General features: G+C 71.7%; 18 protein-coding genes. 9 read left to right on the top strand and 9 right to left on the bottom strand.

From position 1 onward, the window contains the following. Positions 1–91: 91 nt before the first annotated feature. Entirely contained in the window at positions 92–1,456 is a 1,365-nt protein-coding gene (locus KZX17_RS04495) for an APC family permease (RefSeq protein ID WP_248170513.1), read from the bottom strand. A 123-nt stretch (positions 1,457–1,579) separates the two neighbouring features. Here KZX17_RS04495 and KZX17_RS04490 point away from each other — a divergent pair, with 123 nt between their 5' ends. From KZX17_RS04490 to KZX17_RS04465, 6 genes are all read left to right on the top strand, one after another. Continuing rightward, positions 1,580–2,362 carry an EI24 domain-containing protein gene (locus tag KZX17_RS04490; RefSeq protein WP_248170514.1) on the top strand — a complete coding sequence of 261 codons (783 nt, stop codon included), beginning with the start codon at positions 1,580–1,582 and terminating at the stop codon, positions 2,360–2,362. Positions 2,363–2,425: 63 nt separating this feature from the next. Further along, positions 2,426–3,007, top strand: coding sequence for a small multidrug efflux protein (locus KZX17_RS04485; protein ID WP_248170515.1), 582 nt, complete (start codon positions 2,426–2,428; stop codon positions 3,005–3,007). Between the two features lie 45 nt (positions 3,008–3,052). Next, positions 3,053–3,823 carry a MerR family transcriptional regulator gene (locus KZX17_RS04480; RefSeq protein WP_248170516.1) on the top strand — a complete coding sequence of 257 codons (771 nt, stop codon included), beginning with the start codon at positions 3,053–3,055 and terminating at the stop codon, positions 3,821–3,823. 33 nt (positions 3,824–3,856) lie between these two features. After that, positions 3,857–4,555 (top strand): GPP34 family phosphoprotein, encoded by a 699-nt coding sequence (locus tag KZX17_RS04475; protein WP_248170517.1) that lies wholly within the window; start codon positions 3,857–3,859, stop codon positions 4,553–4,555. Between the two features lie 80 nt (positions 4,556–4,635). Beyond that, positions 4,636–5,571, top strand: coding sequence for an aldo/keto reductase family oxidoreductase (locus tag KZX17_RS04470; protein ID WP_248170518.1), 936 nt, complete (start codon positions 4,636–4,638; stop codon positions 5,569–5,571). Positions 5,572–5,576: 5 nt separating this feature from the next. Next, positions 5,577–5,966 carry a ribonuclease inhibitor gene (locus KZX17_RS04465; RefSeq protein WP_248170519.1) on the top strand — a complete coding sequence of 130 codons (390 nt, stop codon included), beginning with the start codon at positions 5,577–5,579 and terminating at the stop codon, positions 5,964–5,966. Position 5,967: 1 nt separating this feature from the next. Here the strand turns inward: KZX17_RS04465 and KZX17_RS04460 are convergent, their stop codons facing one another. The 3 genes from KZX17_RS04460 to KZX17_RS04450 form a co-directional block, all read right to left on the bottom strand. Continuing rightward, positions 5,968–6,306 carry a DUF6804 family protein gene (locus KZX17_RS04460; protein WP_248170520.1) on the bottom strand — a complete coding sequence of 113 codons (339 nt, stop codon included), beginning with the start codon at positions 6,304–6,306 and terminating at the stop codon, positions 5,968–5,970. A gap of 29 nt (positions 6,307–6,335) precedes the next feature. Next, positions 6,336–7,592, bottom strand: a complete 1,257-nt coding sequence (gene nhaA, locus KZX17_RS04455; RefSeq protein WP_248170522.1) for a Na+/H+ antiporter NhaA — start codon at positions 7,590–7,592, stop codon at positions 6,336–6,338. Between the two features lie 64 nt (positions 7,593–7,656). Next, entirely contained in the window at positions 7,657–7,818 is a 162-nt protein-coding gene (locus KZX17_RS04450) for a hypothetical protein (protein ID WP_248170524.1), read from the bottom strand. A gap of 147 nt (positions 7,819–7,965) precedes the next feature. Here KZX17_RS04450 and KZX17_RS04445 point away from each other — a divergent pair, with 147 nt between their 5' ends. From KZX17_RS04445 to mtnB, 3 genes are read left to right on the top strand one after another with little or no spacing between them, the layout of a single operon-like run. Next, the gene (locus KZX17_RS04445; protein WP_248170526.1) at positions 7,966–9,027 is read left to right on the top strand and encodes a hypothetical protein; all 1,062 of its coding nucleotides are present in this window, start codon (positions 7,966–7,968) and stop codon (positions 9,025–9,027) included. Next, a complete protein-coding gene (mtnC, locus tag KZX17_RS04440) occupies positions 9,024–9,728 on the top strand; it encodes an acireductone synthase (RefSeq protein ID WP_248170528.1) in 705 nt (234 codons plus the stop codon). Before KZX17_RS04445 ends, mtnC begins: the two co-directional genes overlap by 4 nt. Next, entirely contained in the window at positions 9,725–10,357 is a 633-nt protein-coding gene (gene mtnB, locus KZX17_RS04435; RefSeq protein WP_248170529.1) for a methylthioribulose 1-phosphate dehydratase, read from the top strand. The genes mtnC and mtnB overlap by 4 nt, the downstream gene beginning before the upstream one ends. 30 nt (positions 10,358–10,387) lie before the next feature. Here the strand turns inward: mtnB and KZX17_RS04430 are convergent, their stop codons facing one another. The 5 genes from KZX17_RS04430 to KZX17_RS04410 all read right to left on the bottom strand — a co-directional run bounded on the left by KZX17_RS04430 (position 10,388) and on the right by KZX17_RS04410 (position 15,943). Continuing rightward, on the bottom strand, positions 10,388–10,882 hold the full coding sequence (locus tag KZX17_RS04430; RefSeq protein ID WP_248170530.1) for a DUF805 domain-containing protein: 495 nt from the start codon (positions 10,880–10,882) through the stop codon (positions 10,388–10,390). Positions 10,883–11,023: 141 nt separating this feature from the next. Beyond that, the gene (mtnK, locus tag KZX17_RS04425) at positions 11,024–12,241 is read right to left on the bottom strand and encodes an S-methyl-5-thioribose kinase (RefSeq protein ID WP_248170531.1); all 1,218 of its coding nucleotides are present in this window, start codon (positions 12,239–12,241) and stop codon (positions 11,024–11,026) included. Beyond that, positions 12,238–13,305 carry an ABC transporter permease gene (locus KZX17_RS04420; protein ID WP_248170532.1) on the bottom strand — a complete coding sequence of 356 codons (1,068 nt, stop codon included), beginning with the start codon at positions 13,303–13,305 and terminating at the stop codon, positions 12,238–12,240. The genes mtnK and KZX17_RS04420 overlap by 4 nt, the downstream gene beginning before the upstream one ends. Beyond that, a complete protein-coding gene (locus KZX17_RS04415) occupies positions 13,302–14,861 on the bottom strand; it encodes a sugar ABC transporter ATP-binding protein (RefSeq protein WP_248170533.1) in 1,560 nt (519 codons plus the stop codon). The genes KZX17_RS04420 and KZX17_RS04415 overlap by 4 nt, the downstream gene beginning before the upstream one ends. Then, entirely contained in the window at positions 14,858–15,943 is a 1,086-nt protein-coding gene (locus KZX17_RS04410) for a substrate-binding domain-containing protein (RefSeq protein WP_248170534.1), read from the bottom strand. Before KZX17_RS04410 ends, KZX17_RS04415 begins: the two co-directional genes overlap by 4 nt. Positions 15,944–15,986: the final 43 nt, after the last annotated feature.

The following is a 15,986-nucleotide window of genomic DNA, read 5'->3' as shown; positions in this document are numbered from 1 at the left end:
CAGCCTAGGGGCGAGGCCCGGCACCCCGGCGACCCCTTGCGGGGGGCACGGTCAGTGCTCGTGCTCGTCCTCCATCACTTCTCGACCGCGCTCACACGGTGTCGATGGCGCCCGTCCGCTCGGCGATCTTGCGGTCGCCGCGCCGGCGTCCGAAGCGGGCGACGAAGAAGAGGACCGACCCGACGACGATGTATCCCCCGGTGGCCGCCCAGACCGGCCAGTCCTGCTGCGTGAGCAGGACGATGCTCGCGATGATCGCCAGGATCGGGACGATGCGCGGCACCGAGAAGTGCTTGTGGTCGACCTTGTCCTTCTTCAGCACCAGGACGCTGACATTCGCGGTCAGGAACACCAGCAGCAGCAGGAGCACCGTCGTGTTGGCGAGCGTCGAGATGTCACCGACGACCGTCAGCAGCATGGTCGCGCCGGCGACGACGACGATCGAGACCCAAGGGGTGCGGCGCTTCGGCAGCACCTTGCCGAAGGCGTGCGGCAGCAGCCCCGACTCGGCCAGCCCGTAGCCGACGCGGCTGGCCATCACCATGAACAGCAAGGCCCCGTTCGCGATCGCGACGAGCGCGATGAGGGCGAACAGCCATCCGGGCACCGCGAGCCCACTCGCGGTGATGACCTCGAGCAGCGGACCCGTCGAGTCGGCGAGCGTCGTCGGCTCCACCACGATCACGGCGCCGAGGGCGATGAGCAGGTACACGACGGCGGCCGTCAGGATCGCGCCGAACAGCGCCCGCGGGTACGCGCGCGACGGGTTCTTCACCTCTTCGGCCATGTTCGCCGCCGCCTCGAAGCCGAGGAAGGAGAAGAACGCGACGATGGATGCCGCGAAGGCGCCCTCGAGCGGGGGCACATCGGGCGCGAACTCGAAGATGCGCGACGGCTCGCCGCCGCCGCTGCCGAAGACGACGGCCGCGACGACGATGACGATGACGAGTCCGGTGACCTCGATCATCGACGCGACCATGTTGGTCGCAAGGGACTCCTTGACGCCGCGGAGGTTGATGAGGGTGAGGATCGCGATGAAGGCGATCGCGACGGGCACCGGCGGGATGTCGATGAGCGACGCGAAGTAGTCGCCCGCGAACGCGTTGGCGAGCGCCGCGGCCGTCGTGATGCCCGAGGCCATCATGAGGAACCCGACGATGAACGACAGGAACGGGATCCCGAACGCCTTGTCGACGTACCTCGCGGCACCGCCCGCGTGCGGGTATTTCGTGATGAGCTCCGCGTACGTGCCCGCGGTGAGCAGAGCGACGACCAGGGCGATGAGCAGCGGCAGCCAGATGACCCCGCCGACGTCGGTCGCCATCGTGCCGACCAGTGTGTAGATGCCGGCGCCGAGGGTGTCACCCACGATGAAGGCGAACAGCAACCAGGTGCCGACTGCCCGCTTCAGGCCGGTCTGGTTCTCGGCGGGGGCCGCCGTCGTGTCGTGTGCCATCGCACCACTTCAGCGGGTCGATATGGATCGTGCAACCCCCGACGGTGCCGCTTCTCGAACGGGGCGAAGCGGTGTAGGGCGGATGCCGGCGGTCAGACGACTCGGCAGGAGAGGATGGACGGCATGACCGCCTCCGTTCCGTCCGGCCGCATCCGCTCGTTCTTCTCGGGCGTCGGCGACCTCCTCCGGGGCTTCGGATACTGGGGCAGACTGCCGAGGGCGATGGCGCTCGGGATCATCCCCGCCGCGATCGTCGGACTGGTGCTGCTGGCGGGCCTCATCACGCTGGCCGTGTTGCTCCGCGACCTCGTCGACGGGCTCACCGGATTCGCCGACACCTGGGCGCCGCTCGGCGCCGATCTCGTGCGGTTCGGCATCGGCGCGGCGATCCTCGGCGGCGCCGTCGTCCTCGCAGTCGTCTCGTTCACCGCGCTCACCCTGCTCGTCGGCGACCCGTTCTACGAGCGCATCTGGCGGGCCGTCGAGACCGACCTGGGCGACCCCGCACCCGAGTCGGAGTACGGCTTCTGGCGTTCGGTGGGTGACAGCGTCAGCCTCATCCTCCGCGGCCTCCTCGCCGCGATCGTCGCCGGCCTGGTCGGACTGATCCCCGCCGTCGGCGGCGTCCTGGGTGCCGTGACGGCCGCGTTCCTCACGGGCTGGCTGCTCGCCGACGAGCTCACCTCGCGCGCGCTGACCGCGCGGCGGCTGGATGCCGGCGCCCGCCGCCGCGTGCGACGCGGACACCGCGCGCGGGTGCTGGGGTTCGGCGTGGCCACGCAGCTCTGCTTCCTCATCCCGCTCGGCGCCGTCGTCGCCATGCCCGCAGCCGTCGCAGGCTCGACGCTGCTCGCCCGGAGGATGCTCGACACGACCGCCGCCGACACGGCTGACACGACCGCTTGACCCTGTGGTGAGAACACGGTCTGTGATGGGTGCTCACCCATCGAAACGGAGCGTGAGCACCCCATGTCCAGCCCCTACGAAGGCCTCCAGGATGTCGTCGCCGGCCTTCCCGAACTCGTCCAGCCCCTGATGGTCGCCCTCGCCGGCGCCATCCCCTACGTCGAGGGCGAGGGCTCCGCGACCCTCGGCATCATCGTCGGCATCAACCCGATCGTCGCCGCGATCGCCGGCGCGACGGGCAACATCCTCTCGCTCCTGCTCGTCGTCCTGCTCGGCTCGCGCGTCCGGGAATCCGTCGTCGCGCGGCGGGCCGCAGCGACGCAGACCGCCGCGCCCGCCAGCGCCGGCGCCTCGACCGGAGCGCTGACGGTCGCGACCGTCGACGAGCAGGCCACCACGGACGACAAGCCCACCCGCCGCACGAAGGGGCAGACGAAGCTCCGCCGCTGGCTCGTGCGTTTCGGCGTCCCCGGAGCGAGCCTGCTCGCCCCGCTCGCCCTGCCGACCCAGCTGACCGCCGCGTTCTTCGTCGCCTCGGGCGTGCGCAAGGGCTGGGTCATGCTCTGGCAGATCATCGCCATCGTGCTGTGGACCGGTGCCGTCGCCGCGGCCGCCACAGGGCTCGTCACCGTCCTCGGATGGTGACATCGCGGCATCCCCTGGATACAGTGACGCGGCGAGGAGGAGCGCATGGCGTGGAGCACGCGGGAACTGGCTGAGCTCGCCGGCACGACGGTCAACACGGTCCGCCACTACCACCGGCTCGGCCTCATGGCCGAGCCGGACCGGCGGTACAACGGCTACAAGCAGTACACGGCGGCCGACCTCGTGCGCCTGCTGCGGATCCGGCGTCTGGTCGACCTGGGCGTCCCGCTCTCGCGGGTCCCCGACCTCATCGACGGCGGCACCGCCGGTGAGCGCGAGCTCGACGACCTCGACGCCGAGCTGCAGGCCGGCATCGAACGACTGCAGCGCGCCCGCGCAGACCTCGCCGCCATCCGACACGGGCATGCGCCCGCGTCGGGCCCGTCGGGCTTCGAGCCGTACGCCGACACGCTCTCGGATGCGGACAGCTCACTGATCCACGTCTTCGGCCGCCTGTACGACGACGAGGCGATGGCCGACGTCCGGAAGATGGTCGGCGAGGACGCGAGCCCGCCCGAGGTCCGCGCCGAGATCGACGCCCTCGCGGCGGACGCCGGCGACGAGACCGTGCTCCGCCTCGCACGCGCGCTGGCACCTTCGATCGAGCAGAGCCTGCGCGACTACCCGTGGCTGAGCGATCCGGGCGATCATCTCCCCCGAGGCGAGCGGGTGAGCCAGGAGACCTTCGTCGAGGCGCTGCAGGAGCTGTACAACCCCGCACAGATCCGCGTGCTCGCACTGGCGAGCCACCTCGCGACCGAGCAGATCGCCGCCGCGCAGGCATCCGCACCCGACGAGACCGCCTCCGGCGCTTGACCCTGTTCCGGGAACAGGGTGTCGACTGAGCACATGATGACGACGAACACCGATCCCGGCGCACCCACGCTCGCCGAGGACCTGCTCCTCCTCCTCTTCCAGCCGCGCCACGGCACGATCGCCGGCGAAGGCACCCTCTTCTACGTCCTCGCCGGCGCCGTCCTCGCCGAGGTCGGCCTCGACGGCAACGTCGAGACCGACACCGCCGGCGCCACCGGCGCACTCCGCATCCGCGCCGTCGCCGACCACCCGCCCGGTGACCCGCTGCTCCGCCCCGCCTGGGACTACGTCACCGACAAGCCGCGCGGCGTCCAGACCGTGCTCGCCGCCGTCGGGCCCGCACTCCGCTCGCCCGTCCTCGAGCGCCTCGAGGACCGCGGCGACATCGCCCGCACCTCCCGGAAGCTCCTCGGCCTGATCGACACCACCTCGCTCGCACCCGGCCCGAGCGGCCGGCGCGACGAGCTGATGGCCGGCGTCCGCGCGGTGCTCGTCGACGGCGCGCAGCCCGACGCCCGCACCGCCGCGCTGGCCGCACTGCTGTCCGGCAGCGGGACGCTCCCGCAGTTCGACCGCGAGATCGGCTGGAACAGCGCCGTCATCACTCGCGCGAAGGAGCTCGAGCAGGGCAACTGGGGAGCGGATGCCGCGGCGCAGGCCGTCGCACGCACGGTCGCCGCCACGATCGTGAACAACGTCGTGGTGGCCGCTGCGGTGGCCGGTCGCGCGTAGCCAGCCCGGTTGACAGGCCCGTATCCGGTTCGGTCATGCTGGAAGCTCGATCGCGCCGCATCGGCGCAGAACGGAGCACCATGCGCCTCGTCCCCCTTGGGCCCACCGACCACCACGTCCCCAACGTGGTCGCCGGGATGATGCGGATCGAGGAGATGTCCGATGAGGCGATCCGCGAGCTGTACGACGCGTGCCGCTCCGCGGGCGTCGACTTCTTCGACCACGCCGACCTGTACGGCAGCACGCGGCACGGCTGCGAACGTCGCTTCGCCGAAGCTTTGAACCTCGCTCCCGCGGAGCGCGATGAGATCACGCTGCAGACCAAGACGGGCATCGTGCCGGGCGATTGGCACTTCGACCACTCGTACGAGCACATCGTCACCTCGGCGGAGGAGTCGCTCCAGGCCCTCGGCACCGACCGCATCGACGTGCTCCTACTGCACCGCCCCGATGCGCTCGTCGAGCCCGACGAGGTCGCCCGCGCCTTCGACCACCTCGAGTCCTCGGGCAAGGTGCGCGCCTTCGGCGTCTCGAACCACACGCCGCGCCAGATCGACCTGCTGAAGACCGCCGTGACCCAGCCCATCGTCGCCAACCAGGTGCAGCTGTCGATCACCCACTCGACGATCGTCGCGCAGGGCCTCGCCGCCAACATGATCGGCGAGGAGGACTCCATCACCCGCGACGGCGGCGGACTCGTCGACTACTCGCGCATCAACCGCATCACGCTGCAGGCCTGGTCGCCCTTCCAGAAGGGGTTCTTCGACGGCGTGATCTTCGACGCTCCGGAGTACCCCGAGCTCAACGAGCTGCTCGGCCGGCTCGCGACGAAGTACGACGTCACGCCGACCGCCCTCGCCACGGCGTGGATCACCCGGCATCCCGCGCACATGCAGGTCGTGCTCGGGACGACCAATCCCCAGCGCGTGGCCGATGCCGCAGCGGGCTCGGACATCCCCCTCACCCGCGCGGAGTGGTACTCCCTCATCGCCGCCGCGGGACACAAGGTTCCCTGACCCGGGTGGCCGACTACGTCATCGACGGGGCGCGGATCGCCGGCATCCCTGATCTGTACGCCCAGCTGAACAGCCTGTTCATGGCAAGCGAGGACTGGCGACTCGGCGCGAGCCTGGACGCCCTCGACGATCTGCTCTACGGCGGGTTCGGTGCACTGTCGGGCGACGAGGCGGTGCGCGTCGTGTGGTGGGATGCCGCGCACAGCCGCGACGCGCTCGGTCAGGCCGAGACCGAGCGGTGGCTGCGCGCGAAGCTCGCGCAGCCGGGCACCTTCGACTCGGCGACCATCCGTCGTCAGCTCGACGAGGTGCTCGCAGGCACCGGCCCGACCTACTTCGACCTCGTGCTCGAGGTCTTCGCCGGCCACCCCGACGTACGGCTCGAGCTGCGCTGACTCAGCCCTCTCGGCGGACCTTGATGGTCGCGCCGGCGGCGAGGAACACGAATGCGGCGGCGACCTGGGCGCCGCTCCAGATCGGGCCTGCGAACTCGAACGGGAACACCGGATTCCAGATCACCGCGATCGCGAGGAACACCGGCACCCACCACCAGTGCCTCGCCTGCACCGCGAACCAGCCGATGATGAGGCCGAGGATCGTCGCGACGAATCGCACGGCGAGGAACCAGTCGCTCTCGAGCAGCGCAGGCGCGACGAACAGCACGGCCGCCGCGAGCAGGCTCGGAGCCAGCGCATTCCGCTGATACATTGCGGGCGTCTGCTGCGTGCGGCTCACTGTTGTCCTCCGTGCACATCGAGTCCGCTCTAGTCTCGCCGATCCCGCCGCGACAGGATCGCGAGCATCGTCCCTCCGAGGACCGCCGCGATGACCGACCCGGTGAGGATGCCGATCTTGGCGTGATCATCCGCGAGCGAACCCTCGCCGAACGACAGCTCGCCGACCAGCAGGGCGACGGTGAATCCGATCCCGGCGAGGAAGCCGACGCCGATCAGGTCGAGCCAGCGCAGCTCGAAGGTCCGCCGGACGGCCGGCACTCGAGTCAGCAGGAACACCGCGAGCAGGATGCCGACGGGCTTGCCCACCACGAGGCCGAACAGGATGCCGAGGGTCACCGGGTCGGCGAAGGCCGACACGAGTCCGTCCCACCCGCCGACGGTCACCCCCGCCGCGAAGAACGCGAACACCGGGATCGCGACGAGCGTCGAGATCGAGCCGAAGCGGTCGGCGAAGTGGGCGGTGAGCGGGTCGAAGACCGGGGCACCGTCGGCATCCGTCGCCACCTGCACCCGCGCTCGACGCGTCACGGTCGCGGGGACGGTGAACGCGAGCAGGACGCCCGCGATCGTCGCGTGCACGCCCGACGCGTGCACGAGCGCCCACGTGACGACGGCGAGCGGCAGGAGGATCGCCCAGTGCCGCACGCCGAACCGGACGGCGACGCCGAACAGGGCGAGCGGCACGAGCGCCGCGAGCAGCCAGAGCGGCTGCAGGTCATCGGTGTAGACCGTCGCGATGATCGAGATCGCGAAGAGGTCGTCGACCACGGCGAGGGTCAGCAGGAAGACGCGGAGCGCCGGCGGCAGCCCCTTCGCGACGACGGCGAACACGGCGATCGCGAAGGCGATGTCGGTGGCGGTCGGGATCGCCCAGCCGTGCACCGCGTCACCGGGCGCCGACGCGGTGAAGGCGACGAAGATGAGCGCCGGCACGATGACGCCGCCGAGCGCGCCGATGACGGGGACCGCCGCGATCCTCGGCGAGCGGAGACGGCCGGCGACGATCTCCTCCTTCAGCTCGAGTCCGACGACGAAGAAGAAGATCGCGAGCAGGCCGTCGGCGGTCCAGTGGCCGACGCTCAGGTTCAGGTGGAGGAACTCAGGCCCGAAGGACGTCCCGCGGAGCCCGGTGTACCACCCGGCCGCGGGCGAGTTGGCGAGCACGAGCGCCGCGACGGTCGCGACGAGCAGGAGCAGACCGCCGAACGCGTCGGTGCGGACGGTCTGACGGATGCCGCGCCACAGCTCGTGCGGCGCGATGCGGGAAGGGGAGGATGAGGACATGACGGATCGCTTTCCGGCGTCGGTGAGAGGGGTCGCTGAGGGCGCACCGACGGGTCGGCGCGCGTCAGCGGCGCGACGGCGGGCAGCCGGCGATCTCGCCGTGCGCGTTCGTCCCCCACTCGCTCACCCAGCCGTTCGTTCCCGGATGCTGCGGCGCGCTGAGGGTGCGGATGCCGATCGCCGACGGCAGCGCGCGCTCGAGGCGGTAGCGGGCCGTGATCGTCATGCCTCCAGGGTATCGGGCACCGCGGCGGCGGTACCGGCGGGATTGTTGCGCCAGGTATCGTCCGATGCGGCGTCTGCGCTCGCAGTTCCTACGCTGGCGGAGGCACCCCGAACGCCCGCGCCCGAGCGCACCCACGGAAGGAACCCGATGACCGCCGCCCGGGTCGCGACCCTCGAGCACTCCGTCGTGCTGGATGAGGGCGCGGGTCTCGTCCGCATCCTGGACCGACGCGTCTTCCCCGCGCGTGTGGAATGGGTCACGGCCGAGACGCCGGATGCCGTCGCCCGAGCGATCCGCGACATGGTCACCCAGAGCTCGGGTCCGCTCTACGCCGCCACCGCCGGGATGGCGCTCGCGGCGCTGCAGGCGCGCGAGCTCCGCCTCGACGCGGCGCACGCCGCGATCGCCGCAGCGGGGGCCGCCCTCGCCTCGGCCAGGCCGACGAACGCCCATCCTCGTGACGCGGTGGCGCGGATCCTCCGCGCGGGAGCGGATGCCTCATCGACGACGGCGCTCGTCGAGGCGACGATCGGGACAGCCCGCGCCGTCGATCGGGACTACCGCGAGGCGAGCGCGGCGATCGGCAGGTCGGCGCTGTCGCTCCTTCCGGAGCACCCCCGCATCTTGACGCACTGCTGGGCCGACGCCTACCTCTTCGGCCTCGTCGGCGCCGCCCGTGAGGCGGGCCGCGAGATCGAGTGGGTCGCGACCGAGACCCGCCCTTACCTGCAGGGCGCGCGCCTCACCGCGCACTCGCTGCGGGAGCTCGGGCAGCGCGTCACCCTCATCACCGACGGCATGGCCGCCGCGGCGCTGTCCTCACCGCGCGGCGTCGGCACCGGGCCCATCGACGCGGTCGTCACCGCGGCCGACCGGGTCTCGCTCGACGGTGCCGTCGTGAACAAGGTCGGCACGCTCGCCCACGCCGCCGCTGCGGCGGCCTTCGGCATCCCGTTCTACGCCATGGTCGAAGCGCCGGACCCGTCCGCGCCGACCTCCGCCGACATCGTCATCGAGGACCGCGACCCGACCGAGGTGCTCGAGGTCCTCGGCCGGCGCACCGCAAGCCCCCTCGTGACCGACGCCTGGTACCCCGCCTTCGACGTGACACCGCCCCACCTCGTGACCCGCATCGCCACGAGTCGCGGCGCATTCACCCCGGCCGGGGTCCGCGACCACTTCACCACCTCACAGCAAGGACCCGCATGACCGTCACCGTCTCCGCCGATGTGATCGTCCTCGACATCGAGGGCACCACGAGCGCCGCCGGGTTCATCCTCGGCGACCTGTACGACTACGCCCGGCCCCGCCTCGACGAGGTTCTCGGCCGGGACGACGACACCGTGCGCGCGGCTCGCGCCGACGCGATCGCCGAGACGGGACTGGCAGCGGACGCGACCGACGCCGAGGTCGCCGACGCCCTGCGCGCGCTCATGGCCTCGGACGTGAAGTCGACGCCGCTGAAGACCCTGCAGGGCATCCTGTGGGCCGAAGGCTTCGCCGCGGGCGAGATCACGTCGCAGTTCTTCGACGACGTCCCGCCGAGGTTGCACGCGTGGCGTGACGCCGGCATCCGCCTGGTGTCGTACTCCTCAGGCTCGGTCGCGTCGCAGGTGCCCTGGTACCGCCATGCGCCGCAGGGCGATCTCACGCCGCTCGTCGAGCAGTGGTTCGACACCGTCAGCGCCGGACCGAAGAAGGACGCCGACTCGTATCGCACGATCGCTGACGCCGTCGGCGCACCGGCGGGACGCATCCTGTTCCTCACCGATCACCCCGACGAGGTGAGCGCGGCCCTCGCGGCGGGGTGGAATGTGGTGGCACTCGACCGCGACGGCGAGCCCTGGCACGGCGCCTCGTTCGCCGCGCCGTCGGTGTCGACGTTCGCCGACATCGAGGTGACCCGATGAGCCTCCCCGCCTCGGAGCAGATCCGCGCGGCCGGCGCCGTCCTCGCCGCAGAGGCGAGCCGGTTCTCGGGCTATGGCTGGATGCGGGGCACGTCGGGCAATCTGTCGGTCGTCGTCGGCCGCGACCCGCTCGTGCTGGCGGTGACCGCCTCGGGTCTCGAGAAGTCCGAGCTGACCGACCGCGACGTCGTCCTCATCGGGGCGGACGGCCTCGGCATCGATCCGACCGATGCCCGGCCGCCGTCCGCCGAAGCGGGCCTGCACGCCCACATCGCCGCCCGCACGGGCGCGAACGCGATCTTCCACGTGCACGCCTTCGACGCCGTCGTGGCGGGGCACCGCTGGCCGGGCGGCGTCGCCATCCGCGACATGGAGATGCTGAAGGGGATCGGCCACCGGGCGCACGACGAGACCGTCGTGGTGCCCGTCATCGAGAACGACCAGGACATGACGGTCGAAGCGGCGCGGTTCGACGAGGTCTACGCGCCCGCGACGGCGGAGGTGCCCGAGGTGCCGGCGCTGATCGTGGCGAACCACGGCATGTACGCCTGGGGAGAGGATGCCGCGGCCGCCCGCCGGCACCTCGAGATCACCGAGTGGCTGCTGCGGTTCCAGGTCGCCACGCGCTGACGCGCACCCCGGCTGGCCGATGCCCGCGCATCAGTGGTCGAATCGCTGTCCCGCAGGGTTGGTGGGCAGCAGGCACAGCACCGCGAGGATGACGTTGCCGACCCCGGGGACGAAGCTGAGGAAGAACAGCGGCCCCGGCAGGTTCGCGTCGTGCAGGCGACGCCACGTGATCGCGAGCTCCGGGACGATCGTCGCGAGGGCGAACCCGATGAAGAGGAACACGCCGACCAGGATGAGCGGACCTGGCTCGGTGCGGCCGGTCACCGGGTCGACCGTGACGCCCACGAGCGCGCCGCCGATCATGATGGCGAAGATCGCCAGGATGATCAGGAGGTTGGCCAGGCGCCACCACCAGAACTCGCTGAGGCTCGCGCGACCGGTGAACGTCGCGTACTTCTTCCAGTACCGGCCGAACGCCTGGGCGAAGGATGCGCCGTAGAGCGGCCACGAGATGGGCGCCTCGCCGGCGTGGCCCATCGAGGGGCCGGGGCGCGAGGGCGGTTGCGGGGGCGGTGCGTAGGTCATCGGTTCCTCCAGGTGACGAGCGGATCGCGAAGCGGCGCGGAGCGGTTGCGCCGGCACCATCGTGCCGGGGACGACCCGCGGACGGAACACCTTGTCGGCGGCAGGCGCTTTCCGCTATCCGCGGCTCGGATCGGCGCCGGATCAGCCGAGGACGACGGCGACGGTCGCATCCGCGAGGCGACGCGGATCCGCGTCGCGCAGCCGCCCCGTCCCGAGCTCCCGCGCCCCGCGCAGCACGAGACGGGCGGCGACGGCGCGCTCCGGCTCGGGCAGCGTCTGGATGTCGGCGACCTTCGAGAACCCGACGATGCGGCGCACCGCCTTCGCCGCCGCGTAGATCGCCGCATCCGAACGGATCTGCTGCACCGTCGCGGCGAGGACGTCATCGCCGAAGACACGGGGGTCGACGCGGCCGGGCCAGCGACGGGTGAACTCGAGCTCGAAGGCCGCGAGCAGCTCGACCGGCAATCGCAGCAGCTGCTCGGCGTCGCCGTCCCGACCGAGCACGCGTGCCCGCGAGGCCGCGATGAGCAGGTTCGCCCACACCGCGCCCAGGTCGAAACCGGTCGGACCGAACGTGCCGAACTCCGAATCGAACGCCTTCACCGACTCGCCCTCGGCGCGCACGAACACCGACCCGGTGTGCAGGTCGCCGTGCAGCAGGCTCTGCGCGCTCTCCTGGAACCGCTGCTTCGCGAGGCCGATCTCGCGGACGAACGGCAGATCGGCACGCAGCTCGCGCACGTCGTCGTCGTTGGCGGGCAGCCAGCCGTTGTGCTCGTGATCGACGTAGGGCTCGGTGAAGACGAGATCCTCGGTGATCTCGCTCAGCTCGGGGTTCGTCGCCTCGGCGATCGCGCGACGCCGCTCGGGCCCGGGGGTGCCGAACACGCTCGAGGCGAAGGCGACGGCGCCGACGTAGGTGCCGAGCTGGGCCGCAGCGTACGGGTGGATGCGTCCCGCGTTCAGCTCGCCTCGCCACACCGCGTGATCGCTGAGGTCCTCGATCGACAGGGCGAGGGATGCCTCGTCGAACCCGTACAGCGCGGGGACGTGCGCGGGGTCCACCTGCTCGTGCGCGGCGAGCACCACCGCTTCGCGCTTGGTCCGCGAGCGGGTGAGCGGCCACGTCGGGTCGACCCTGACATGCGGGAGCGACTGCTTGACGACGACGCCGCGGCCCGCGGCATCCCGCACGATGAAGACCAGGTTGAGGTTGCCGTCGCCCACCTCGACCACCGATTCGATGGCGTGGGGGTCGACGGGGCCCGCGAGGTTCGGCCGGGCCCGCAGGTAGGCGGGGACGGTGTCGACGCGGAGCAGCTCGTCGACGGCGGCGGGGGCGGCGATGTCGGTCATGATGCGGTCGTGCTCCCGGCGATGATCGTGGTCTTGCGGCGGCGGAAGGTGAAGCTGAACAGCAGCGCGATGAGGAGGATGACGCCCTTGCCGAAGTCCTGGATGTAGTACGGCAGGTTCATCATCGAGAACCCCGTCACCATCACGGCGATGAGGACCGCCCCGAGCGCCGTCCCCCAGGCGTTCGGCCGGCCGATGCCGAGCACCGAGACGCCCACGAGGGCGACGGCGACGGCGTCGAGCAGCAGCGAGTTGCCGGCCGAGACGTCGCCCTGCCCGATGCGTGCGGCGAGGATGAGCCCCGCGATCGAGGCGAGGACGCCGCACCCGATGTACGCGGCGGCACGGTAGACCCGCACCCGCACGCCGGCCAGGCGCGCGGCCTCGGCGTTCGAGCCGACCGCCGAGAGCGCCCTCCCCCACCGGGTGCGGTCGAGCACGAACCACAGCAGGAGGGTCAGCCCGAGGAACAGGATGACGGGCACCGACACCGGGCCGACCGTGCCGCGGTCGAACCAGAGGAAGTCCTCGGTGAACCGCCCCGGCGCGGTCGACCCGTCGGCGAGGGTCATCTGCGACGAGATCGACTTGCCGTCGACGATGATCAGCTTCAGCCCGACGACCGCGAACATCGTCGCGAGCGTCGCGAGCAGGTCGGGGATGCGGGCGAACACGATGAGGGCTGCGTTCAGCGCTCCGATGAGTGCGCCCGAGAGCAGGACGACGCCGACGGCGACCCCGCCGACCTGACCGGCGATCACGAGGGTCCACGCGGCGATCGACACGGCGAAGCCCGCATTCGCCCCGACGGACAGGTCGAGCCCGCCGACGGTCATCGCGAGGGTGACCCCGAGGCCGGCGATGCCGACCGGGGCGATGAACTTCAGCATCCCGAAGATGTTCTCCGGGGTCCCGAAGGCGGGCTCGGTGACGAGGAAGAACAGGAACAGCAGCACGGTGACGGCGACGAAGCCCCACTTCGCGATCACGCCGGCGACGACGGCGCCGACGCGCGACGGGGTGGACGCGACGGCTGACGCCGGTGCGGCGGCGAGCGCGGTCATGCGGTCTCCTTCGGGTGCTCGGCGTCGCCGAGGAGGGCGTTCACGATGCGCGCGCGATCAAGGGTCCCGGCAGGGGTGTCGAGCACGATGCGGCCGCCCACGAGGACGACTATGCGGTCGGCGACGTCGAGGATCTCGTCGACGTCGCTCGAGAGGACGAGGACCGCCCCACCCTCGGCGGCACGATCGCGGGCCGCAGCGCCGATGCGACGCCGCGCACCGATGTCGACGCCGCGGAACGGCTCGTCGAGGACGGCCAGCGTCGGGCTCGTCCGCAGCCAGCGCCCGACGATGACCTTCTGCTGGTTGCCGCCGGAGAGCTCGTCGAGGGTCGCGGCGTTCGACGGCGCGACGACATCGAAGGCGTCGATCACCTCGTCGGCGACCGCGCGCTCACGGGCGGGGCTGACGACGCCGAGCCGCGAGATCTCGCGGAGGACGGGCAGGCCGACCGTGCGGGCGATGGACCAGCCGGGCTGGATGCCCTGGCGCTGCCGCTCCTCCGGCACGAGGGCGACGCCGGCGTCGATCGCGACGACCGGGTTCTGCGGGCGGAAGTCCGCCCCCCGGAGTGTGAGGGATGCCGCCGGATCCGTGCGGACGCCTGCGACGAGCTCGGCGAGCTCGGTCTTGCCCGCGCCGAGCAGCCCGAGGACGCCGGTGACCTGCCCGCCGTGCACGGTGAGCTCGAGCGGTGCGGCGCCGGGCAGCAGGGTGGCGCCGCTGACCGTGAGCACCGCGTCGCCGGCGGGGAGCGGGTCGGTGATGTGCTGCTGCAGTTCGGTGGGCACGCCGAGCATCGCCTCGAGCGCGACCTGCCAGTCGAACGGCCGGACGGCGTCGAGCTCGAGGCGGCCGTCGCGGAGGACCAGGATGCGCTCGGCGAGCCGCTCGATCTCGCCGAAGCGGTGACTGACGAACAGGATCGCGAGCCCCTCCGCGCGGAGTGCGCGGAGGACGTCGAAGAGGCGGTCCGCCTCGGCCGCGGTGAGGGCCGAGGTCGGCTCGTCGAGGATGAGCAGACGCGGGGTGGAGCGGAGGGCGCGGGCGAGGATCAGCAGCTGCGCATCCGAGGCGCCCAGGCGCCCGGCATCCGCCCGCAGCACATCGTCGGACCAGTCGAGGCCGAGCCGCGCCAGCGCCTCGCGCGCGGCACGCTCGGTGGCCCGACGCCGGACGAGGCGGTGCCCACCCGAGGTGAGGTCCGTGAGCGCGAGGTTGTCGGCGACCGAGAGGTCGGGGACGATGCCGTCGGCGATGCGCTGATGCACCGTCTCGATGCCGGCGCGACGCGCCTTCGTCGGAGACGACAGCCGCACCGTCTCGCCCCCGACGACGATCTCGCCGGTGTACGACGCATTGGCCCCCGACACGGCGCCGATCAGCGTCGACTTGCCGGCGCCGTTGGTGCCGAGCAGCGCCGTGATGGTGCCGGGGTGCAGGGCCAGGTCGACACCCTGCAGCACCTGGGTGTCGCCGTAGCGCACGCCGACGCCGCTCAGGCGGACGACGGCGAGGTCGTCCGCCTGAGCGGTGGAGCGTGCGTCCGAGGTCATCCCGAGACGGCGGGCAGCCAGTCGGCGGTCACGACGTCGTCGAGCAGCAGCGTGGGCTCCGCCTCGCGCAGCTGCGCGACGTTGGTGATCTCGTTCTCGAGCAGGAAGTCGCGGGTCACGGTGACGGCCGGGAACTGCACCTCGGTCTCGTCGAGCTCGTCCGCGAGGGACAGCGCCAGGGTGCGGACGACGGCGGCGCCGATGGCGGCAGGGTCGGTCGCGCTCGTGGCGACCCACGGGCTGCCCTCGGCGGTCATGACCTCGATGTCGGCGTTGGAGATGTCGATGCCGTAGACCTTGACCTGGTCCTGCAGATTGTTCTGGCGCACCGCCTGCACGACGCCCTTCGCGATCTCGTCGTACGGGGCGAAGATCGCCTGGGTGTCGGGGTTCGACTTGAGGGCGGCGTCGACGAGCGGAATGTTGTCGGTCGCGGTCGACTCGGTGACCTCACCGGTGAAGAAGAGCTGGTCGAGGTCGTGGTCGCCGAGGTACTGGTCCCACACGACCTTGCGGCGATCGAGCGGCGCGAAGCCCTCGGCGCTGACGAGACCGACCTTCGCGCCGTCGCCGTTGTCCTCGACGAGCTGGTCGAGGACGCCCTCGGCCATCGAGGCGTCGGACTGCGACGTCACGAGGACGCCGTCGGTGCTCTCGAGCGCCAGGTCGTAGACGATGACGGGGATGCCGGCATCCACCGCCTCGCGGATGCGGGGCTCGATCGTGTCGGTCTGCCCGTGGTCGACGATGATCGCGTCGGGCTTCGCGGCAATCGCCTGCTCGAGGTCGGACGCGTGCTTGGCGTTGTCGTTGCGCGCGTCGAAGACGGTGAGGTCGATGTTCGCGGCCTCGGCCTGCGCCTTCGCTCCGGCGGTCCACGCCGTGAAGTAGTCGCCGGCTCCCGACTGCTGCACGAGGGCGACGTCGATCGGGTCGCCGTCGAAGGGCGCGGGGCGGTCGGCGGTGGGCGTCGCCTGCGAGGCGACCGGCTGCGCCGAGGGCTGCTGGGCGCAGCCGACGAGGACGAGGGCGGCGGCGCCGGTCGCGGCGGCGAGCGCGAGGAGGCGGGAGCGGTTGGACACGGGCGGTCCCCTTCTGGGTGTGCGGGTCGGGTGGTGCACAGGC

The sequence above is a fragment of the Microbacterium sp. EYE_78 genome, from assembly GCF_023149035.1.
In the GTDB taxonomy this organism is placed as follows: Bacteria; Actinomycetota; Actinomycetes; order Actinomycetales; family Microbacteriaceae; genus Microbacterium.
The sequence above is the reverse complement of the archived record's forward strand: the minus strand, read 5'-3'. Positions and strand labels throughout refer to the sequence as shown.